The sequence below is a fragment of the Flavobacterium zhoui genome (assembly GCF_042787235.1).
Taxonomy (GTDB): domain Bacteria; phylum Bacteroidota; class Bacteroidia; order Flavobacteriales; family Flavobacteriaceae; genus Flavobacterium; species Flavobacterium zhoui.
On sequence record NZ_JBHZPY010000005.1, the window covers coordinates 16,856 to 38,573 of the forward strand.

Sequence of the window (21,718 nt, forward strand, 5' to 3'; positions counted from 1 at the left end):
CGTTATGACAAAAAGCGCCAAAGGATCATCTATCGATACTATTTCATTTAAAAAATTAAGGCAATTGTATCTTTTCGCCTTATTAACAATTGCCATTACGGTATTGCTAAGCCAGTTGTTGATACAATACAATCTTAACAGCCAACTAAGTGATTCCCGAATAATCAATATTTCGGGAAAACAAAGAATGTTGAGCCAGAAGTTGACGAAAGAGGTTTTAATTTTAAATTTCGTAACGGATACTGCCAAAAAAAATGAAGAAATTACAAGCATAAACGAAACGCTTTCGCTTTGGAAAACTACCCATTTTAATTTAGAAAAAGGAAATGACAGCCTTGGTTTTCCAAAAGAAAAAAGCAAAACTCTTTCGGTATTATTTAAAGCAATTAAACCTAATTTTGACAGTATAGTTAACGCTACAACGCTTTTTTTAGAAAATAAAAAACAAAATACAAAGGAATCCGAAAATCAAAAATTAGTACAAACTATCCTTGAAAACCAAGTAGTTTTTCTTTCTAAAATGAACCAAATTGTTGATGAATACGACAAAGAGGCGCTAGAAAAAGTGACGCTGCAAAGTAAAACGGAATATGCAATTTTAGTATTTACACTATTTGTTTTATTACTGGAATTCTTGTTTATCTTTAAACCGACCAATCAAAAAGTAGAAAAACTTATTTCTAAACTTTTATCTTCCGAAAAAAAGGCATTAAAACTCGCTTATAACACGGAAATAATTAGCGAAATAAAAGAAAACTCTGTTAAAGAATTGAAATCGCTCAATTATGCCATGGAGAATACATTGCTCTATTGCCGTGTTGCGCCTGATGGTACGGTAATTCATATTGGCGAAAAATTCTCTAAACTACTGCAATACAACCCATTTATTTCTGACAAAACATTCTCCCAGGTTTTGACTCCAATAGAAAAAGAGCAAATTCTAATTGACAGGATTCTTGCCGAAAAACAACGCAGTGGCTGGCAAGGAGAGCTCAATATTACCAATAGAGATGGCGAATCGCTCTGGCTCGACTTATCGATGGTTCCCGTAACGATAAAAAAAGAAGAATCTGAATTATTGATTATCTGTTTTGATATTACCGAGCGTAAGAAAGCGGAACAAGAAGTTGAACGATTGAATACCGAAAATGTAACCGATAAAATCAATCAACAAAAGATTATTTCGAGTAAAATTGTCGAAAATCAGGAAAACGAGCAAAACAGGATTGCCCGAGAAATTCACGATGGAATTGGACAAATGCTTACCGGCTTAAAATTTAGTCTGGAAAGCATTAATCTGGATGATAAAGAAAAAGCGGCTCAAAAAATAGAGTACCTGAAAAAATTATCGCTTGACATTATAAAAGGAGTACGTACCGCCACCTTTAATCTAATGCCTCCTGAATTGAGCGACCATGGCATTGTTTCCTCCATTGCAAAATTGACTCAGGAATTATCAAAATTAACAGGGAAGAATATTCTTTTTTATAATAAGACCCATTTTGATAAACGATTGGATTCTTTAATTGAAATTAACATCTACAGACTGACCCAAGAAGCCATTAACAACGCACTTAAATATGCCGAATCTTCGCATATAATTGTACAATTATCTCATAGCAGCACAATTTTGAGTATTACGATTGACGATAACGGAAAAGGATTTGATATTACAACCGTAGAGAAAAAGAGAAATAGCGAGTCCGGAATGGGATTGCTTTTCATGAAAGAAAGGATTCAATATATTAATGGTCGGTTTTTCATCAACTCGATTCCGGGCGAAGGAACTCGTATTACTTTCAATATTCCTATATAATCTTCGGAAAATTACAAAATTCACTCTTTTTTCAATCCAAATAAAATAATTTCATTAGAATACGTATCTTAGCCTTTATTTTTAGGTTAATATACGTAATAATCAGATTTAAAAATTAAGTAAATTATGAGTAATACTATTCGAGTTGTTCTGGCAGATGATCATGTATTTGTAAGAGATGGTATCAAATCATTATTAGAAAACGAAGTAAACATAGAAGTTGTAGGCGAAGCTATTGATGGTTTAGAAGCCCTAAAAATAGTAGAAACGAGCAATCCTGACTTACTCATTTTAGATATTCGTATGCCTAATATGACCGGTATTGAAGTAGTCGAAAAACTAAGAAGTCAAAACAATATGGTAAAAATTGTTATGCTTTCTATGCATGAATCCGAAGAGTACGTATTAAAATCAATCAGAGCCGGAGCCGATGGATACTTACTTAAAGGTTCCAGCAAAGAAGAATTTCTTAAAGCACTCCATACTATTGCTAATGGTGGAAAATATTTCAGTGGTGACATCTCCTCTATATTAATTGGTCAGCTAAACAATCCGTATGGGGTAATGGAAAAAAAGCAAGTACTTGACGAAGAACTGATGATAACCAAAAGGGAAAAAGAAATTCTTAAACTTTTATTATCTGGAAAAGGGAATAAAGAAATAGCCGAAGCTTTAGACATCAGTAAGCGCACTGCAGAGGTTCACCGTTTTAATTTGATGAAAAAATTGAAAGTAAAAAATCTTATGGAACTTTCTAATAAAGCAACAGAATATTCTTTATTGTAATCTTTTTTCAGGAAGAGCATTTCCAATATTTCAAAGACTATGTACTTCTATATAAATTAAGTATAAATACTTAATTATTTTTAGCAAACTGCGAAAACGCAGGTTTAAACTAAGTTTTAGTACTTATATTTGTAAAAAATATAAGTATCATGAAAAATTCAAACTCTTTATCCCAATCCCATAAAATTTTGGTTTTAAATACACTTGCATTTACTGTATGTTTTGCATGTTGGACTTTAAATGGTGTTTTAGTTACCTTCTTAGTAGACAATGGTATTTTTAAATGGAGCGTTGTCCAAGTGGGCTGGCTTCTTGGTATTCCAATTCTAACAGGTTCTATTATGCGTTTACCAATAGGTATTTTAACTGATAAATTTGGTGGGAAACATGTATTCTCCATATTACTGCTTCTCTGTTCTATTCCTTTGTTCCTACTTCCTTTAGCTGATAGTTTTTTCATGTTTGCCCTTCTAAGCTTTTTGTTTGGTATGGTAGGAACCAGTTTTGCTGTTGGTATTGGATTTACTTCTATATGGTACCCAAAAGAATGGCAAGGTAGAGCATTAGGGATTTTCGGAATGGGAAATGCTGGAGCTGCCATAACTACATTTCTTGCCCCTTCCTTATTGAATCATTTTTCAATTGAAGACCCAGAAAATGGCTGGAAATTATTACCTATAATATACGGGGCTTCTCTGGTAATTATTGGTGTTGTATTCTTGGTTTTTGCAAAAAACAAAAAAATAGAGAACCAAACAAAAACGGTTTCTCAAATGCTTCAATCCTTAAAAAGTGTGAGAGTATGGAGATTTGGAGCCTATTATTTCTTAGTATTTGGATGTTTCGTTGCGTATTCCCAATGGTTGTTACCCAACTTTATGAACGTGTATCAAACTAGTCTTGTCATGGGCGGATTATTTGCTACCATGTTTAGCTTGCCTTCTGGAGTGATTCGAGCTTTTGGTGGTTATTTATCCGATAAGTTCGGAGCGCGAAAAGTGATGTATTGGGTACTATCCTCTTCGGTGATATTGAGTGCTTTGTTGATGGTTCCAAAAATGGATATTACTACAACCGGTCCCGGTGTAATGGCTACAAAAAAAGGAACTATTACTGCCATTTCTGATTCTAATGTGAAAATTGGTGAGAAAGATTTCCTTATCGCTCAAAAAGTAGAAAAACCTATGGAAAGCTCCATTTTTCCAGTTCGAACATCTTGGCAACAAGTGGTTGTAACCCAAAATCAAGAAGTGAAGAAAAAGGAATTGGTTGCTAAGGGAATAACCCACATCCGTTTTGACGCCAATATGTGGGTGTACTTAGTTTTAGTAATCGGGATTGGTATTTCTTGGGGAATTGGCAAAGCGGCCGTTTACAAGCACATTCCTGAATATTTCCCAACAGAAGTTGGTGTTGTCGGTGGAATGGTAGGTATGATAGGTGGCTTGGGTGGATTTTTTGGACCAATTATCTTCGGATATTTATTGACTTCAACTGGTGTTTGGTCGAGCTCTTGGATATTTGTACTTCTATTTTCAGCTATATGTTTGGTTTGGATGCATTATACGGCAACCAAAATCATGAACGAAAAACAACCTGATTTATCTAAAGTGATGGAAAGACAATCTTCTAGAAAATAAAAAAAAGACCTATCTAGAAAGCCTTTGAATGCATTCAAAGTCGTTTTTTTGTATTCAATAGACGTATATTTGATATTTAAATCAATTCCAAATGATTCCAAAATAACGAATCTTTAATTTGGTATTCAAAATACAAATGATGAAAGAACAAAAAACTAGTGTAAAAATACTGTTTAGGTTTTTTAGTGCTATTTTAAATGAATGGACTGTTGAAAATTTATGGGCAGCCACTATTAACGCCGAAGAAGGATTGTACAAACTGGATAATATCCCTTTTTATGCTTCTGTTTCCTGTGGCGATATTGTATTAGCCGAATTTGACGAAACCGAAAATAAATTAACTTACAGAGAAACGATTATACATTCTGGAAATTCAACTATCCAAGTTATTCTAAAAGATAAATCTTTTGTGGTAAATGATATACGCGAATTTTTCACTAGTTTGGGTTGCGAATCTGAAAAGTTCAACGACGATTACTTTGTTATAGAAATCCCAGCGGCTGTAGATTATACTCCAATTAGAGAGAAACTAATGGAGCTGGAAGAGAACCATATAATAACGTATGCAGAACCCAATCTTTCAAAAAATCATTGGTACTAAATTATGTTTATAAGACAAAATGAATTCTTGATTGACTATAAGCATCATTAAAATATAAATCCCCGTAATAATAGTCGTTACGGGGATTTAACCATAGACAAATTAAATAAAATTAACTTTTATACACCATCCCCATATCTTCAATAGAGAATTTATCCGTTAATAGATGTAACAATTTATCTCTTAACTCTATATATTAGGGCATTTTTACGATTTCGGTTTTGTTTCTTGGTCTTGGCAAATGAAGCTCAACGATTTCTCTGATGGTTGAAGCTGGACCGTTATTCAATACCACAATTCTATCCGATAAAAACAATGTTTCTACGATATCATTCGTAATCATTACAGTCGTTTTATCTCTGTTATTCAAGTTCCATAATTTCAAAACTTCTAATTACATGCTTTCTTTGGTACGTGCATCCAAAGCCCCAAAAGGCTAATCAAATAATAACGCCAGGGTTTATAGAAAATGCTCTTGCGATTGCTACCCTTCGTTTCATTCCACCGGATAATAGCCCGGCAATTTATCTTTGTACTCGTATAAATTAACTATTTTAGGATTTTTCTCTACGATTTCATGTTTCGCTGATTTGGAATATTTCATTTTAATCGTTGATTTTCAACAAACAGATCCCCAACGATGGAAACATTTTCTCCTTTTTTGATAGAAAGACTAATATCTTTTACTGCAACATATTTTTCGTTTGGTGTTGGAAATAAAATTTACAAATCTTTTATTTCTAAATAACTCATGATGTTTTTATTTTAAGAATTGGACACTCTAATTTATTTTTTGGCTAAAAAGTTAGGCTTGATATTTAGCATTAGATAAGCAAATTGTGGACTAAGATCTGGTGTTATAACATTTTTAACCGCTGCTGATGCCATCGAATTAGTTGCTTTCATTACAGAATATCCAGCTTCAATAGTGATCATTTTGGTCAAATTGTATTGTACCATTAAGTCAACCTCAGTCCCTAAATAAGAATCTAATTCTCCCCCAGCTCCATTAGACAAGGTGTTTGCTGCAGCAAAACCATGTAGATCAGCAAAAAATGTAAGGTTATCTTTCGCGTTGTATTTCATTTTAAAGAAATAGTTCAATAGCCCTTGTTTTCCAAAGCCATTCACAGCATAGAAATAATCCATACTTCCCCAGAATTTGTGCGGTGTTCCGTATAAGGGATCAAAAAGATTACTTTGTGAAGTTGCAGTAACTGCTTTTGTTCCGTCAGTTCCAGATAAATAATTAATTCCAGGACCTACAAATAATTTTCTTCCTACTTGTAAAGTTGATGTTACCGAAGCCAAATTAGCACTTATAGATCTGCCATCTTTGTCCTTACCCCCTTGATGGTAAAGGCTTCCTGTAAGATTGAATTTTCTGGTCACATTAGTGTTGAAATAAAATCCTGTAGTATTGCGACTCCAAACACCTTCACCATATACTTTACTAGTTACAGCCGGTGTTCCAGAAGTAACATTCGTATATTTATTAAAATCATCTTTAAAGAATAAAAACGAGATATCTCCAAAAGAAAGTTTCTTTCCTATATAAGTGTACTGAAATGATTTGTACATCGTACCAATTCCAGTTGTACCAGCACCATAAGCAGTAGGAACTCCATTATAAACTGTTCCTGTGTTCAGTTCTTTATTTTGATTGAATGCTGCCCCAACATTAGCAATCCATCCTTTATTGGCAAATTTAAAAACAATAGCATCGTGTCTTCTTCCTTGTTGTAACCAATCTAGACCTCCCAATACTTTCTGGTCGTCATAAGAAATTTCCTGGCGCCCTATTTTTAAAGATAAGTTTTGGACAGTGCTTATAGTGTCATTTAACATGATTTCTCCCCAAGCCTCATGCAAAAGGATTCCATTATTAGCTTCGGTAGTAGTCCTGTTTATAGAAGAAGCATCTTGTCCCCAAACGCGTACATCTTGCAATGCCATAAAAACTTTAAATCGATATCCTGTAAATCCTATATTTAATCGTGCTTTTTGAGAATTGAATAAGGCAGCTTTATCACCCTCTTTTTGCAATGTTCCTTGTCCCGCTCTTAACTCGGTTCTCTCTCTGATTTGTCCTGTTGCTGTAAATTGTGCTTTCGCTTCGTTTTGACTTAATGCTGTTAAGGCAATTCCCAGAAAAAGTAATTTTGAAATTTTTCCTATTTTTAAACGTTGAATCCCTGCCAATGTGGTTTTAAACTTTTGCATAATCTTATGTTTTAATTAGTATGAAGCAAATTTACATAAGTACTAATACTTAGTTATCTTCTAAATAACAGAAGAAAATAGCTTTTTAACACTTAAAACAACGGGATTAAAACGGTTTTACTTCTGCGATTTGACAGAAAAAGGCAAGAACACCAACAACACTGTGGCTTTAGAATCATCAAACATCTGGTAAGAAATACGTATAACAAAAACTTATCTTCTAGAAATCAAGTCAATCGGCTTTTAGAAAGATAAAAAGCGATTCTATATATTGATAAAAGAAAGGAAGATTGTACGTTCTCCAGAAGGAGACAACATACTGCGAGGACCAGGAAAAACAGAATAAAGGGCGGGATTTATACTTGTATCTATTTGTGTTCTTTAATTTCTGATCTTAATTTGTCAGGATTAACTAAGCCTATTTTCTTACCGACAGTTTTTATAAGCAGTTCTTTTTTTAAACTTGAAATTACCCGAATTACTTGTTCATCATTAGTTCCTGCAAAATCAGCAATCTCTTTTCGAGATAAATCAAGTTCTATTACGCCATTGATTTGTCCAAATTTTCGATGGATATACAACAAGGTATCAATCACTCTTTCTCGTACATTCATTTGTGCAATTTTGCGGATATTATTCTCGCTTTTATTCAATTCTTCTGCATAAAACAGCATTAGATCAAAAGTAAATTCAGGAACATTATGAAGTATTTCCAGCATATCTTCATTACTGAAATTACATAACGTCGTGTCTTCCAAGGCATAAGAACCAATAAGATAGCGCTTACTGGTCCCGAAACCTCTGAAGCCAACCGTATCGCCATCTTTGGTTAATCTCACAATTTGTTCCCTTCCGTTAATACCTGTTTTCACCGTTTTTACTTTTCCTTTATGGATAAAGTACAAACCCTGAATAGGCGAACCTTCAATGATAAATTGCTGCGCTTTTTTACAAGTAAAACTGCGTTTTCTTTCAATATAGCTTTTCATTTGTTCTAAATGAATGTGTTTTTTAATGAAACAATTTTCATTCACACAGCTGCTACAAGAGGCTAATTCTTCTTTCATACTACGCTACTATTTGTTTTTAAAAGGACCCGAGCGATAGCGAACGGGCGAAGCAATATACTATTCGCCATTCTTCATTATCATTTATTATTTTGAATAATGCAATGTCACTGATAAAATTTAAAATTGTTCCTGAGGCAATTCAGGGTTCCAATTTTTTTTAACCAAAAATATAAAATAAAATTCATTTAATACGTATTAATACGTAAAAATACTTATTTTTACACTTTCATAAGATAGACAGAGAATACATACTAGGCTTTCATTGTTAATAAAGAAATTCAATAATGCAAAATTCAGAAATAAAAACCACGTGTTCCTATTGTGGAGTAGGTTGCGGAATTATAGTAACCAATGATGCAAAAAATGGAGTAACCGTTACGGGAGATAAAGACCATCCCGTAAATAAAGGGATGCTTTGCTCAAAAGGGATGAACTTGCATTATGTGGTCAATGATACCTCCGATAGAATCCTTTATCCAGAAATGAGATGGAGTAAGTCACATCCTATGGAAAGAGTGAGCTGGGATACCGCGCTAGATCGTGCAGCAGCGGTCTTTTCCTCCATAATAAAAAAACATGGTCCTGACAGTGTTGGGTTCTACATTTCTGGACAATGCCTTACTGAGGAATATTATTTGGTAAACAAATTGGTAAAAGGGTACCTGAAAACCAATAATATCGATACCAACTCCCGTTTGTGTATGAGTTCAGCGGTGGCGGGCTACAAGAAAACTTTTGGAGAAGATTCTGTACCCATTGCTTACGATGACATTGAACTGGCAGATACCTTTTTGATTACAGGAGCTAATCCTGCCTGGTGTCACCCTATCCTTTTTAGACGAATCGAGCAACACAAGGAAAAAAATCCGAAAACAAAAATCATCGTTGTTGATCCTCGAAAAACAGATTCGGCTTTAGCTGCAGATTTGCATTTACAAATCATTCCGGGTACTGATATAATTTTATACCATGCTTTAGCCAAAAGGTTGATCGAAAAAGGATATGCCGATACTGATTTCATTAAAAAACATACTGAAAATTTCAAATTATATAAAGACCTTGTTCTTTCTAGTTCCTTAGAAAAAGCATCTAAACTTTGTGGCGTTCCTTTAAATGACATCAAATTAGCGGCTGATATCATTGGTAAAGCCAAAGGATTTCTTTCGCTTTGGGCAATGGGTTTGAATCAAAGTGCTATTGGCGTAGACAAAAACACAGCCTTACTTAACCTTTCTTTGCTAACCGGCCACGTAGGAAAACCAGGTTCTGGACCTTTTTCATTGACAGGACAACCCAATGCTATGGGTGGACGTGAAGTGGGCGGAATGGCAAATTTACTGGCTGTTCATAAAGAATTAAACAATCCGGTACATCGTAAAGAAGTATCTGATTTTTGGGGAGTTGAAGACCTATCTGAAAAACCGGGATTAACGGCAACAGAGATGTTTGAAGCTTTGGAATCTGGGAAAATGAAAGCGATCTGGATTATATGTACCAATCCGTTAGTGAGTTTGCCTGATTCTCGCAGAGTGGAAAAAGCTTTAGCTAATGCCAAATTTGTGGTCGTTCAGGATATTTCCCATAATGCCGATACGTCAAAATTTGCCGATCTATTATTACCTGCAGCAGGTTGGCTGGAGAAAGAAGGAACAATGACGAATTCTGAAAGACGAATATCCTATTTGCCAAAAGGTATCAATGCCCCAGGAGAAGCATTACCGGATGTGGAAATTCTGACTCGTTTTGCTAAAAAAATGAATTTCACGGGATTCAATTTCAATAGTACCGAAGACGTCTATAAGGAATATTGTTTAATGACAAAAAACACCACGATTGATATTTCCTTTTTAAATTACAATCGTCTAAAAAACGAAGGTACCTTTCAATGGCCTGTCCCTGATTACGGACATCCCGGAACGCCCCGTTTATTTACCGATAAAAAATTCTATACGCCATCACAAAAAGCGATATTTAATATTCCAACGGCTATTGAAAACACGTCCGAACAACCAAATGACAGGTTTCCGTTTATTTTAACTACTGGGCGCATTCGTGATCAATGGCATACGATGACGAAAACCGGAAAAGTATCCCGCTTGATGACCCATATACCAAGTCCCGTGCTTGAAATAAATCCTATTGATGCCTACAAAGCATCCATAAAAAACGGAGATATTGTTGTGGTCACCAGCAAAAACGGGACTGTTCGTGTAAAAGCAAAAGTGGCTGACACCATAAGAGAAGGCGTTGTTTTCCTACCGATGCATTGGGGAAAACAATTGGAAAATGATTTGAATAGAACCAATAATTTAACGAATACTCTCGTAGATCCTGTTTCAAAAGAACCTGATTTTAAGTTTACTACTGTTTCCGTAGCCAAATACGTGAAACCTTTCGAAAAAATCGCGGTTGTAGGTGCTGGAGCAGCGGCTTTCCGATTTATTCAAAACTACCGGGAAATCAATACTTCAGATGAAATCATTGTTTTTTCGAATGAAGAGAATCCATTTTACAACCGAGTTTTACTACCGGAATATGTAACTGCAGAACTTTCTTGGGAACAGCTTTTAAAAATAAAAGACGAAGCTTTACGCCACCTAAATATCAAGATGAAATCAGGCGTTTCAATTGACAACATCAATACTAAAGAAAATATAATTCTAGATAGTGAAGGCATTACCCATTCTTTCGACTCTTTAATATTAGCAACAGGAAGCCGCCCTTTTATTCCTGAAAATGCACAATTGCATTTACCAGGACGATTCACTATCAGAAAAAAAGAAGATGCAGACCGCTTGAAAAACTATTTGGATAACACTAATTTAATTCCAGAAGAGCAACATGTTGTTATCGTAGGTGGTGGATTATTAGGATTAGAATTGGCCGCAGCATTAAAACATAAGAAAGTAAAAATTACAATAATTCAAAGGGCTTCCCGATTAATGGAACGCCAATTAGACCGAATTTCGAGTAAGCTTCTGGCCGAAGAAGTCCAACTTCGGGACATTCAAATTTATTTTGATAATGAAGTCAGTACCGTGTTCGAAACAGATAATCCAAACGAAATAGAAATTGCCCTGAAAAGTGGCCGAATTATAACTGCCAATGCCATCGTTTATACCATTGGTACTATTCCAAATATAGAATTAGCAAAGGAATCCGGTATTTCCTGCGGACGTGGCGTAAAAGTAAATCAGTACTTACAATCGTCGATTCCTAATGTATTTGCGATTGGAGAAATCGCTGAATTCAACAACCAGCTATTCGGAATAACATCGGCAGCGGAAGAACAAGCGGATGTCTTGGCAAATTATATGGCCGGAGATATCAGCAGCTTTTATAAAAGTTCGGTGTTGATGAATATCCTGAAACTCGAAGACATCAATTTATGCAGTATTGGCGAAATAGAAATGCCTGACAATGATGATTCATACGAAGAAATTGTGTTTGCTGATTTAGGAAAAAGATATTATAAAAAATGTATTGTCAAAAATGACTTATTAGTTGGTGCTATTTTGATGGGTGATAAAAATGAGTTTGCGGAGTTCAAAACAATGATCGAAAGCAAAATCGAATTATCTGATAAAAGAAACACCTTGCTTAGAGGAAGTTCGAATACAAAACCCGCAATTGGCAAATTAGTTTGTTCTTGCAGCCAGGTAGGAAGCGGAAATATTGAAGAAGCCATAAAAAGCGGCGTGACCAATTTTACTGAATTATGCAAAACCACCGGAGCTGGATTAGGTTGTGGAAGTTGTAAAACTGAAGTGAAAGAAATATTAGCGAAGATTAAATAATAGTGGTCAGTAGCATCTGAACACTGCAAACTGAACACCAAACACTATAAAATATGGAATTGACAAGACTAATAGTAAAAGGAGGTGTTATTTCACCAGGTGAATTGCGTGGAATTGTAAATATGGCTTTAGAACAAGGACTGGAATCCATCTCCTTTGGTTCTAGACAGGATATCATATTCCCTAAAGGTTTCAACCACATTGAAAAGGAAAAAACAGGTAAGAACTATTTTGTTTATCCCAATGAAAAAAGTGGGAATAACATCGTTTCGTCCTATGTGTCTACCGATATTTTCAGAAATACGCCTTGGCTTACCGGAAATAAATTTTTGTATATTTTAGAGCAATTTAAAGAACAACCCAAGCTAAAAGTAAACATCACCGATCCAAAACAACAGTTAGTTCCATTGTTTACGGGACATATCAACTTTATTGCTTCCGATCATGAAGATTATTGGTTTCTATATGTCCGCCTGCCAAAATGGGATAAAATGGAAATGTATCCCGTACTGATCTACAGTTGGAACATAGGCGAAATATATTACGCCATTGAAAAAATATTGGAAGAGGAACCTGATTCTGTCGACATGATTTTTCAATTGCTCAGTGAAGCTTTGGACACCAATAATAGAACAATAGACAAACCTTTAAACATTCCTTTTTATCCTTTTCCTTACTATGAGGGAATGAACCGATTGGGAATTGACCAATATTGGTTAGGATTGTATTGGAGAAATAACCTGTACGATTTAGACTTTCTGAAAGAAATGTGCGATTTATGTTTTGATTGCAAAATTGGGAAAATATGCATCACACCATGGAAATCCTTTATTATAAAAGGGATTCCAAAGGAACGAAAATTAGATTGGGAAAAATTCCTGGGTAAAAAAGGAATTAATGTACGCCATTCTTTATTGGAACTTAACTGGCACTTACCTGTTGCGATGGAATGGGCGTTGAATCTTAAAACTTTTCTGGTCCGCACGCTTGATCAGTTTGACATCAGTACGTATGGACTGACCTTTGGTTTATCAGAATATAATCGTGAGGGACATTCCTTCACTTCGATTGTAGTGGAGAAAAATGAATTGCCAAAAGACTTGGAGTCCATCAAAATTAGAGATACGTATAATGTTTTGTATGCCAAAAATTTTGATCCAAATACTAAAGAATATATTGTTCATACCCAAGATGTCGATAAACTGGAATTACCAAACATTTTGATTGAATTGAGCAGGAAATATTTTGAAGAACTAGGAAATCAATCGGTGGAAATTAGTCACACTGCAACCAAAAAAGAGAAAGCAGCACAAGATATCCATCAATGCCCAGACTGTTTGACTTTATACAATTCAGAATACGGTGATCTTATTCAAGGAATTGAAAAAGGTGTCCTATTCAAAGATCTACCAGAAGATTATTGCTGTTCGTTATGTGAATCTCCAAAAATAAATTTTATTGTGTTGACAGGAGAGAAACTGGACACTTTATCATAATCGCAAGAAAATTAGCTACCAATTAATTTATCTTCCTTTTATATTCGAGAGGCTATATTGCACAATAACCTATAGGTTTAGACCAAACCATTAATAAATTAGAAAAATTAAGCTTTAATACTTAATTTCTTAATGGTTAAAACAAAAATATTCATCAAATGACCAGTACTTTCAAAACGGTAAGTTTCTCTCATATCACTATTTCTGAGTTAATGCTTCCATCGCACACTAATTTTAGTGGTAAAATTCACGGAGGTTATATTCTATCCTTACTCGATCAAATTGCTTTTGCCTGCGCTTCAAGATTTTCAGGTAACTATTGCGTAACGGCTTCTGTGGATACAGTAAATTTCCTAAAACCAATTGAAGTGGGCGAACTAGTTACCATGAAAGCCAGTGTGAATTACGTTGGAACCAGTTCAATGATTATTGGTATTCGTGTGGAGGCCGAAAATATCCAGACCGGAGTCGTAAAACATTGTAACTCTTCCTATTTTACAATGGTTTCCAAAGACAAAGACGGAAAAAAAGCAGCCGTTCCCGGATTATTACTTACGAATTTAAAAGAAGTGAGTAGGTTTCAAAATTGTGTAAAACAAATTGCTTTAAAAAAAGAAAGAGAATATCAAAAGAGCATTGCTACTTTTGGATCTATCGAAAGCATTTTAAGTTTAAATCGGTATAATATTAAGGTGGAGTTGCAATACTAATTAATATGATTTGCTAATATTAAAAGAATAACGTCCTCTAGCTTGCCAAAGTTCTGGTTTTAGAATTCCGTTTGCCTAAATGTAGCCCAAGAGTTTATTAGAATTACTCCTTTTAAAGGTATACCATCTGCCCTCATTTTGATAAACGCTTGTCGCTATTTTGTTTGTAGAACAAACACCATTATATTCTTTTTAAATCTCTCTGTATCCAACTCTTGAAATCCAATATTCAATAACACAAAGAACTATATTGCTATTCATGACGTTAGTACTACCACACGAGCCAATCATATTGATTTTGAATAATTAATGCACTTAAGATTCTTCATGTCAAAATGCTATCACACCTTTTTAATTAAACATTTTTCTGTAAGTTGACGGTATAACGGATTTTACAAAAGGACTATAGTTTTTATCTATTAAAAATAAATTTAGACAAGAATTTTTATATGTAAGTTTGTTATCTGGAAAATAAAACAATTACAATATGGAAAATAACACAAACTCAGGCACAACGTCCTACAATGTGAACAGTGAAAGCAAATGTCCGTTTAATCATGGTGCTAGTGATGGAACTCATTCAAAGCAAGGCGCTGGTTCTGCTCCGGCAAATCGTGAATGGTGGCCAAATCAATTGAAATTAAACATCCTACGCCAACACGGTGCGTCATCTAACCCAATGGGAGAAACGTTCAGCTATGCGGAAGAGTTCAAGTCTTTAGATTTTGCAGCCTTGAAAAAGGACATCATGGATTTAATGACCACTTCACAAGACTGGTGGCCAGCAGATTATGGTTTTTACGGTGGTCTATTCATCAGAATGGCTTGGCACAGTGCAGGTACGTATCGCATCGCGGACGGACGTGGTGGGTCTGGAGCTGGAACGCAACGTTTTGCACCGTTAAACAGTTGGCCAGACAATGCCAACTTAGATAAGGCTCGTTTGTTACTTTGGCCTATCAAACAAAAATATGGCAGAAAAATTTCTTGGGCTGATTTATTGATTTTAACTGGTAACTGTGCTTTAGAATCGGCTGGTTTTGAAACTTTTGGTTTCGCTGGCGGACGTGAAGATGTTTGGGAACCAAATGAAGATATTTATTGGGGTTCCGAGCGCGAATGGTTAGGTGACAATCGTTATAATGGAAAACGCGAATTAGAGCAACCTCTTGCTGCAGTTCAAATGGGATTAATCTATGTAAATCCAGAAGGACCTAACGGAAACCCAGATCCAGTATTAGCAGCGCATGATATTCGTGAAACTTTTGCCCGTATGGCAATGAATGATGAAGAGACTGTTGCATTAAGTGCAGGTGGACATACTTTGGGTAAAACCCATGGTGCGGCAGATCCAGAGAAATATGTTACTGCTGAACCAGCAGGAGCAAGTATCGAAGAACAAAGTAAAGGTTGGAAAAACAGTTTTGGTACCGGTAATGGTGGAGATACAATTACTAGTGGTTTAGAAGGGGCATGGACTACCACTCCGTCTAAATGGAGCAATAACTATTTCGAAAATTTATTTGGTTATGAGTGGGAATTAACTAAAAGTCCCGCAGGTGCGCACCAGTGGAAACCAAAAGATGGTGCAGGAGCTGGTTTAGTGCCAGATGCTCACGACCCATCAAAAAGTCACCAACCGTTTATGTTGACAACAGACCTTTCACTGCGATTTGATCCTGCTTATGAAAAAATATCAAGACGTTTTCTAGAGAATCCAGCCGAATTCAATGATGTATTTGCTAGAGCATGGTTCAAGCTAACACACCGTGATATGGGTCCAAAGACTCGCTATTTAGGACCAGAAGTTCCTGCTGAAGAATTAATTTGGCAAGATCCTATTCCTGCGGTTACACATCAATTAATTGACAATCAAGATATTGATTTTCTAAAAGCAACCATTTTGGCTTCAGGATTATCAGTTTCTCAATTGGTATCAACTGCCTGGGCTTCCGCATCAACTTTCCGTGGGTCTGACAAACGTGGCGGAGCAAACGGTGGTCGTATTCGTCTAGAACCTCAAAAAGATTGGAAAGTGAATAATCCTTCTCAATTGGAGATAGTTCTAGAAACACTTGGTCAAATTCAAAAAGAATTCAACAACGCTAATTTTGGCGGTAAGCAAGTTTCCATTGCTGATTTAATAGTCTTAGGTGGTAGTGCAGGAATTGAAAAAGCAGCAAAAAATGCTAATCATGATGTGAAAGTGCCTTTTACACCCGGAAGAACAGACGCTTTACAAGAACAAACAGATGTAGATTCATTTGCAGTTCTTGAGCCTCAAGCAGATGGTTTCCGTAATTACGTTAAGAAAAAATATACGGTTTCCGCTGAAGAACTCCTTATTGATAAAGCACAATTGTTAACACTATCTGTACCAGAAATGACGGCTCTTGTTGGAGGTATGCGAGTACTGAATACAAACTTTGATCAGTCTCAAACGGGAATTTTCACAAAACGTCCAGAGGCTTTAACGAACGATTTCTTTGTAAACCTACTTGATTTAGGTACAACTTGGAAAGCTGTTTCAGAATCGGATGACGCATTTGTGGGTACCGATCGTAAAACAGGTGCAATCAAATGGGTTGGAACGCGTGTGGATCTTATTTTTGGTTCTAATACAGAGCTAAGAGCCATTGCTGAAGTTTATGGCTGTATCGATTCTCAAGAAAAGTTTGTTAAGGACTTTATTGCAGCGTGGAATAAGGTAATGAACCTAGACCGTTTCGACTTAGTTTAATTATAAACCTTGTAGTATATAGTATTAAAGGTGGCCTGTAATGGGCCACCTTTTTTATTTTGATTTATTATTCATTATCATCGCTCGTGTCCGACAAAGGAGGTCTCAAACCAAATGCGATATCACTATTTTTTTGAAATTTAGTTTCAAGGCACAAGCGGAAATTTCCTGTAAACTGGGCGGTTATCTTTAGGAGCAGCATGATTGCAGATTTCAAGAACGAATCCTCCTGCTGTCCGCTGTATCTCTTCGCTACGCTGCGAGGATGTCGCTTCCATCAGGGCTAGGAATAACGAATTTTTTTCATAATGACATTTCCACAATCTGATCATTGCGAGGAACGAAGCAATCACACTTAAATATTCCTCTCAAAAGTAAGAAATAACTACAAAAATACTCTTTATGAAAAAAGCTTATAAGTCGTTCATGAACCGCGTTACAAACGCTACGTTTTGCACTATTAAAGTAGGTACTCGTTGAAAACGAGCCAGAGATCGTTTAAATAAATATAATATTATGTTGGAATTTCAGTGGTCTTTTAGAAGCTAGCGCGAGCGCAATGTCATTAAGTTAAGCTATTTCTATATTGCATCTTTCTGATTTTTAAGGACTCTAGGTCTAATTCGTTTATTGTATTTACCTACTTCACGTTTATTGTTTCTGTTTTTCCGAATGGGAATTGTGTTTCGAAGAAATAGGTTTTCTAATTCTTTAAATACAGATTCCAATGGTGCTTCTTTAATAAGCAATTCTAAAATTCTATTTTTCAGGAAGCCATAGGATAAATTGGTATTTATTTTATAATCTAGTTTTGTATTCTCGTTCATAACTTTCATTTCTTCTTCCAAACCATTAACAATGACCGATTGTAAATTGCTAATAAATATGGCGCAGAAAAAATCTTGTTGAATTGTTATTTTTGAGTAACCCGTAAAAAACTCTACTTTCAATTTATTTTTTAATTCGTCGTAAAATGTCTCAACTCCCCATCTCAAAAAATATAATTCTTTAAACATACTTGCTGGATAAATTTGACTATCCAACAATGATGTCATCAGAACTTCAACCTCTCCATTAGGCAAATCAACCCTAACTAAACGAACTCTAATTTTAGTGTTTTTATCGTATTCTTTCCCTGTGAATATGTGCTTTTCTTGTGGTTTAATATCAACAATTTGGGTTCTTTTTTTACTGCCAACAAAAGAACTTACTAACTTACTATGGTTTTTTTTTACTCTTATCAAATAATCAATTCCAGCTTTAATATGTTCATATTTAAAATCATAAGAAGGATATCCTCTGTCGTAAATAATCAAATCATTTTGCTTCCAATGTGATTTGTGTTTTAATGCCAAATCTCTTTCTCCAGTTTTTATATTTTCTAAAACCGAGTCTATTGCTAAGTGATTTAAAACGTCATATAATACAGATGACATTGCTTGCACTATTGATGTCTCATATTGATTTTTAGATTCACCAAAAAACAACTTTAATTCTTGTGTAAAAGGTAAAGTTATCTTTGACCCATCAACCGCTAAAATTCTTAAACCATTAAACCTTTTAATGCTTAAATTACTTGGGATGTACGTATTTTTGATAATTATCTCTGATAAGTGTTTAAAAACATCCGGGTTTATTTTTCTCCTTTTTTGTACAAATGCACTTTTAGTGAAATTTTGAATCTTAAAAGAAACCTTGCTTAAATTTATAAAATTCACAAAATTATCAATTTCTATTGGCAAACTTTTTCTAAGAAAATTAAACATAAAAAGTAACATATCTCCAAAAGGTTGTTTTCTTGTTCTACTGAAATCCGCTTTATTCATTCGGTAATCTACAATAATTTTGTCACTATAAATCTCTCCTCTTAATATTTCTAAAATTTTTAAAGCGCTTTCCTTTGTCTTCATGCGTATATTAAATTATACTATAAATATACGAAAAAGATTACTTTTAAACAAGGATAGTAATGTCTAAATGCTTGTTTTTAAACAAACAAACCCGATAACTTAATGACATTGAGAGCGACCGCAGGAAGCTCCTGCCGGCGCCTAGAAAAAGGGTATAAGACCAAATGGGTTGTAACGAATAACGAGATTAGCTCCTAAAAAAAATTGTAGAAAATTAACCGCCAATAGCAATCATGCTGCGGTTGTCTTGATTCAAAGCGGGATTATTTACGTCCTCGATAGTAGTCATTCCTGCGCGTACTTTCTTTTTGTTTTTAATGGCAAAAGCAATCAAGTATTCTATCGCTTCGCCATTTCTGAAAGGGGTCAATACATCTGTTTCGGAGTTAGAGAACAGACAGTTTTTTAGTTGCCCGTTGGCCGTAAGGCGAATTCTATTGCAACCGTCACAAAAAGGATTGGTTATCGAACTGATTATCCCAAAACTTCCCAAGTAGTTTTTTATTTTGAATTCTCTGGCAGTGAAGTTTTTATCGTCTTCTAATTTCTCTACATGGGATTCCGGGAAATGATGTTGCACCTGATCCAGAATTTCCTTTTGAGAAACCATTTTGCTCTTGTCCCACTCATTTCCTGCAAAAGGCATGAATTCTATAAACCGAATCGAAATGGGTAAAAACTTAGTGAGTTTAATAAAATCAATAATTTCATCGTCATTGAATCCTTTGATCAAAACCACATTGACTTTGATTTTGAAATCATTGTTCAACAACAAATGTAAATTATTAATTACACTCTGAAACTGGTCTCTAAGCGTAATCGAATGAAATTTTGAAGCCACCAAAGTATCTAAACTCAAGTTGATTTTTTTGACGTTAAATTGCTTTAAAACGTCTAGATGTTTGTTAATCAGAATTCCGTTTGTAGTAATGGAAATCTCGGTTTTGAGTGACCCCAGTTTGGCTATTATCTCAGGAAAATCTTTTCTTAATAGCGGTTCTCCGCCGGTCAATCTTATTTTGTCAACACCATTAGTGACGAATGTTTGGGCGATGGCGTGAATTTCGTCAGCCGTCATCAAGCTTGCTTTTGGGCTTAATACAATTCCATCGGCTGGCATGCAATAGGTACAACGCAAATTGCATTTCTCAATTAAGGAAATACGCAAATAGTTGTGTTTACGTCCAAAATCATCCGTTAAAACAGCGTTATTTGGTGTCATGATTATTGCCTTTTAATATATGAAAAACATGCAGCACGTGAGGAAATATGGCATCCATGGATTCCTTTGCGCCATTTGTTGAACCCGGCAAAGCCAATACCAACGAATTTCTAAAGTTCCCGCGACTGTTCTGGAAAGCATCGAATACGGCATCCGTTGTTGCCCGTAATTGCGTATGGCTTCCTCAATTCCTGGGATTCTGGTTTCTAATAACGGTTCCAATGCTTGCGGCGTAACATCTCTTGGCGAAAGCCCGGTTCCTCCCGTAAAAATGATCAATTGATTTTCTTTTGCGAAAGCTTTAGTGCGCTCCTGAATCACATCCATTTCATCCGGTATGATTTCGTAATGTGTCGTTTTGACTCCGCAAACTTCCAGTTTTTCAACGATTATTTTACCGGAACGATCTTGCTTATCTCCCGCGAAAATTGAATCGGAACAAACGAAAACCGCCGCTTTAATCGCTGATGGAAATCTATTTTTGAAAGACGATTTCCCGCCTTCTTTATTGATTAATTTAATCGTCGAAATCTCAATGTTTTTGTCAATAGGTTTCAGCATATCATACATCGTAAGCGCCACAATCGAAGCACCGTGCATCGCCTCTACCTCAACTCCAGTTTTGTAAACCGTTTTTACCTTGAAAATAATATCAATGCTCAATGCGTTGATTTCATATTCCACCGATGTAAATTCAATAGGAATAGGATGGCAATCCGGAATGGATAAATGCGTGTTTTTCACCGCAAATAACCCGGCAGTTTTGGCCATTTCCAGCACGTTCCCTTTTGGCACCAGATTATTTACAACGGCATCAATTGTGGCTTGAAGACTCACAATTACTGTTGCCTTTGCTGTTGCGGTTCGGAGCGTACTTATTTTATGTGTAATATCAACCATTTATATGTGTCTAAAGTTTTAAAGTCTAAAGTTGGAAAGTCAACCTCTTGAAAACAATAAAACCGTTATTTTAATTCGTTTGGATTATTCTATTTATAACCCGTAGGTGTAATTCAATTTATTTAATTTTTTTAACACATAGAAACATACATTTTAAAATTTTGGAAGGCGTTTCACTTTATTAGAGAAAACCTTAGCTATGTGAACCCAAGAATTGGACTATTCAAGTCTTTTTTTCTATGTTTCTATTTGGCTTAATTTTTTTATTTAAGATTAATTAAAATTTTTATTGATTACACCCAACGGGTTATTTATAGTATTCAAAAAGACTTTCGACCTTCAAATTTATGACTACTAACTATTTTTCTTCCAAGTAAAAGTACTGTTTTCGAATATTTCTTTACCAAAAATTGGCACATCTGTTTTAATCCAATTCACAATCGCTTCCGTGGCTTCATACACTTGCTTTCTTCTGGTTGTCGAAACAAAGACAAACAAACAGATTTCCCCTGCTTTAACCACGCCCAAACTATGATAAATGTGCATGCAAATCAAATCGAATTGCGCGAAAGCTTTCTCTTTAATCACGTTCAGGGCTTCGTCTGCCATTTCTTCGTAAGCGGTGTAATCAATTGCAGCTACGGTTTGACCATCAATTACATCGGCTCTAACCTGACCCACGAAAATATTATGCGCACCAATAGTAGTTTTCGATTGGTGTTTGGCAATCGACTGTCCTATAAATTCTGAAGAAATTGGTCCCTGAATGAAAACAGTTTTGGTACTCATGATCTTTATTTTTATATT

Annotated in this window: 14 protein-coding genes and 1 pseudogene; 8 read left to right on the top strand and 7 right to left on the bottom strand. The window is 35.3% G+C overall.

The features are described from left to right. The first annotated feature begins 4 nt into the window (after positions 1–4). The 4 genes from ACFX5F_RS07280 to ACFX5F_RS07295 all read left to right on the top strand — a co-directional run bounded on the left by ACFX5F_RS07280 (position 5) and on the right by ACFX5F_RS07295 (position 4,843). On the top strand, positions 5–1,816 hold the full coding sequence (locus ACFX5F_RS07280) for a sensor histidine kinase (protein ID WP_379851329.1): 1,812 nt from the start codon (positions 5–7) through the stop codon (positions 1,814–1,816). Between the two features lie 126 nt (positions 1,817–1,942). Then, a complete protein-coding gene (locus ACFX5F_RS07285) occupies positions 1,943–2,602 on the top strand; it encodes a response regulator (protein WP_379851331.1) in 660 nt (219 codons plus the stop codon). Positions 2,603–2,751: 149 nt separating this feature from the next. Continuing rightward, positions 2,752–4,242, top strand: a complete 1,491-nt coding sequence (locus ACFX5F_RS07290; protein WP_379851333.1) for an MFS transporter — start codon at positions 2,752–2,754, stop codon at positions 4,240–4,242. 136 nt (positions 4,243–4,378) lie between these two features. Continuing rightward, complete coding sequence (locus ACFX5F_RS07295) at positions 4,379–4,843, top strand: DUF4265 domain-containing protein (RefSeq protein WP_379851335.1); 465 nt, start codon at positions 4,379–4,381, stop codon at positions 4,841–4,843. Positions 4,844–5,039: 196 nt separating this feature from the next. Here ACFX5F_RS07295 and ACFX5F_RS07300 read toward each other — a convergent pair whose 3' ends face one another. The 3 genes from ACFX5F_RS07300 to ACFX5F_RS07310 form a co-directional block, all read right to left on the bottom strand. Beyond that, positions 5,040–5,228: a hypothetical protein gene (locus ACFX5F_RS07300; protein WP_379851337.1), complete on the bottom strand. Its 189-nt coding sequence runs from the start codon at positions 5,226–5,228 to the stop codon at positions 5,040–5,042. A 401-nt stretch (positions 5,229–5,629) separates the two neighbouring features. Beyond that, a complete protein-coding gene (locus tag ACFX5F_RS07305) occupies positions 5,630–7,066 on the bottom strand; it encodes an alginate export family protein (protein ID WP_379851339.1) in 1,437 nt (478 codons plus the stop codon). 368 nt (positions 7,067–7,434) lie between these two features. Further along, the gene (locus ACFX5F_RS07310; protein ID WP_379851341.1) at positions 7,435–8,133 is read right to left on the bottom strand and encodes a Crp/Fnr family transcriptional regulator; all 699 of its coding nucleotides are present in this window, start codon (positions 8,131–8,133) and stop codon (positions 7,435–7,437) included. 287 nt (positions 8,134–8,420) lie between these two features. Here ACFX5F_RS07310 and ACFX5F_RS07315 point away from each other — a divergent pair, with 287 nt between their 5' ends. The 4 genes from ACFX5F_RS07315 to katG all read left to right on the top strand — a co-directional run bounded on the left by ACFX5F_RS07315 (position 8,421) and on the right by katG (position 16,879). After that, positions 8,421–11,933, top strand: coding sequence for a molybdopterin-dependent oxidoreductase (locus tag ACFX5F_RS07315; protein WP_379851343.1), 3,513 nt, complete (start codon positions 8,421–8,423; stop codon positions 11,931–11,933). A 53-nt stretch (positions 11,934–11,986) separates the two neighbouring features. Next, complete coding sequence (locus ACFX5F_RS07320) at positions 11,987–13,429, top strand: rubredoxin (RefSeq protein WP_379851345.1); 1,443 nt, start codon at positions 11,987–11,989, stop codon at positions 13,427–13,429. A 158-nt stretch (positions 13,430–13,587) separates the two neighbouring features. After that, entirely contained in the window at positions 13,588–14,139 is a 552-nt protein-coding gene (locus ACFX5F_RS07325) for an acyl-CoA thioesterase (protein ID WP_379851346.1), read from the top strand. A 487-nt stretch (positions 14,140–14,626) separates the two neighbouring features. Next, positions 14,627–16,879 carry a catalase/peroxidase HPI gene (gene katG, locus ACFX5F_RS07330; RefSeq protein WP_379851348.1) on the top strand — a complete coding sequence of 751 codons (2,253 nt, stop codon included), beginning with the start codon at positions 14,627–14,629 and terminating at the stop codon, positions 16,877–16,879. A 581-nt stretch (positions 16,880–17,460) separates the two neighbouring features. Here katG and ACFX5F_RS07335 read toward each other — a convergent pair. The 4 genes and pseudogenes from ACFX5F_RS07335 to ACFX5F_RS07350 all read right to left on the bottom strand — a co-directional run bounded on the left by ACFX5F_RS07335 (position 17,461) and on the right by ACFX5F_RS07350 (position 21,700). Continuing rightward, positions 17,461–18,789 (bottom strand): IS4 family transposase, encoded by a 1,329-nt coding sequence (locus ACFX5F_RS07335; RefSeq protein WP_379851350.1) that lies wholly within the window; start codon positions 18,787–18,789, stop codon positions 17,461–17,463. 214 nt (positions 18,790–19,003) lie between these two features. Continuing rightward, a complete protein-coding gene (moaA, locus tag ACFX5F_RS07340; protein WP_379851352.1) occupies positions 19,004–20,011 on the bottom strand; it encodes a GTP 3',8-cyclase MoaA in 1,008 nt (335 codons plus the stop codon). Next, positions 19,998–20,911: pseudogene (moaCB, locus tag ACFX5F_RS07345) on the bottom strand (bifunctional molybdenum cofactor biosynthesis protein MoaC/MoaB). Before moaCB ends, moaA begins: the two are co-directional and overlap by 14 nt. A 354-nt stretch (positions 20,912–21,265) precedes the next feature. Then, the gene (locus ACFX5F_RS07350; protein WP_379851354.1) at positions 21,266–21,700 is read right to left on the bottom strand and encodes a molybdenum cofactor biosynthesis protein MoaE; all 435 of its coding nucleotides are present in this window, start codon (positions 21,698–21,700) and stop codon (positions 21,266–21,268) included. Positions 21,701–21,718 lie beyond the last annotated feature (18 nt).

Excerpts from the sequence above, each read along its gene's own strand:
- ACFX5F_RS07280 (WP_379851329.1), top strand. The coding sequence starts at position 5 with ATGACAAAAAGCGCCAAAGGATCATCTATCGATACTATTTCATTTAAA.
- ACFX5F_RS07285 (WP_379851331.1), top strand. The coding sequence starts at position 1,943 with ATGAGTAATACTATTCGAGTTGTTCTGGCAGATGATCATGTATTTGTA.
- ACFX5F_RS07290 (WP_379851333.1), top strand. The coding sequence starts at position 2,752 with ATGAAAAATTCAAACTCTTTATCCCAATCCCATAAAATTTTGGTTTTA.
- ACFX5F_RS07295 (WP_379851335.1), top strand. The coding sequence starts at position 4,379 with ATGATGAAAGAACAAAAAACTAGTGTAAAAATACTGTTTAGGTTTTTT.
- ACFX5F_RS07305 (WP_379851339.1), bottom strand. The coding sequence starts at position 7,066 with ATGCAAAAGTTTAAAACCACATTGGCAGGGATTCAACGTTTAAAAATA.
- ACFX5F_RS07310 (WP_379851341.1), bottom strand. The coding sequence starts at position 8,133 with ATGAAAGAAGAATTAGCCTCTTGTAGCAGCTGTGTGAATGAAAATTGT.
- ACFX5F_RS07315 (WP_379851343.1), top strand. The coding sequence starts at position 8,421 with ATGCAAAATTCAGAAATAAAAACCACGTGTTCCTATTGTGGAGTAGGT.
- ACFX5F_RS07320 (WP_379851345.1), top strand. The coding sequence starts at position 11,987 with ATGGAATTGACAAGACTAATAGTAAAAGGAGGTGTTATTTCACCAGGT.
- ACFX5F_RS07325 (WP_379851346.1), top strand. The coding sequence starts at position 13,588 with ATGACCAGTACTTTCAAAACGGTAAGTTTCTCTCATATCACTATTTCT.
- katG (WP_379851348.1), top strand. The coding sequence starts at position 14,627 with ATGGAAAATAACACAAACTCAGGCACAACGTCCTACAATGTGAACAGT.
- ACFX5F_RS07335 (WP_379851350.1), bottom strand. The coding sequence starts at position 18,789 with ATGAAGACAAAGGAAAGCGCTTTAAAAATTTTAGAAATATTAAGAGGA.
- moaA (WP_379851352.1), bottom strand. The coding sequence starts at position 20,011 with ATGACACCAAATAACGCTGTTTTAACGGATGATTTTGGACGTAAACAC.
- ACFX5F_RS07350 (WP_379851354.1), bottom strand. The coding sequence starts at position 21,700 with ATGAGTACCAAAACTGTTTTCATTCAGGGACCAATTTCTTCAGAATTT.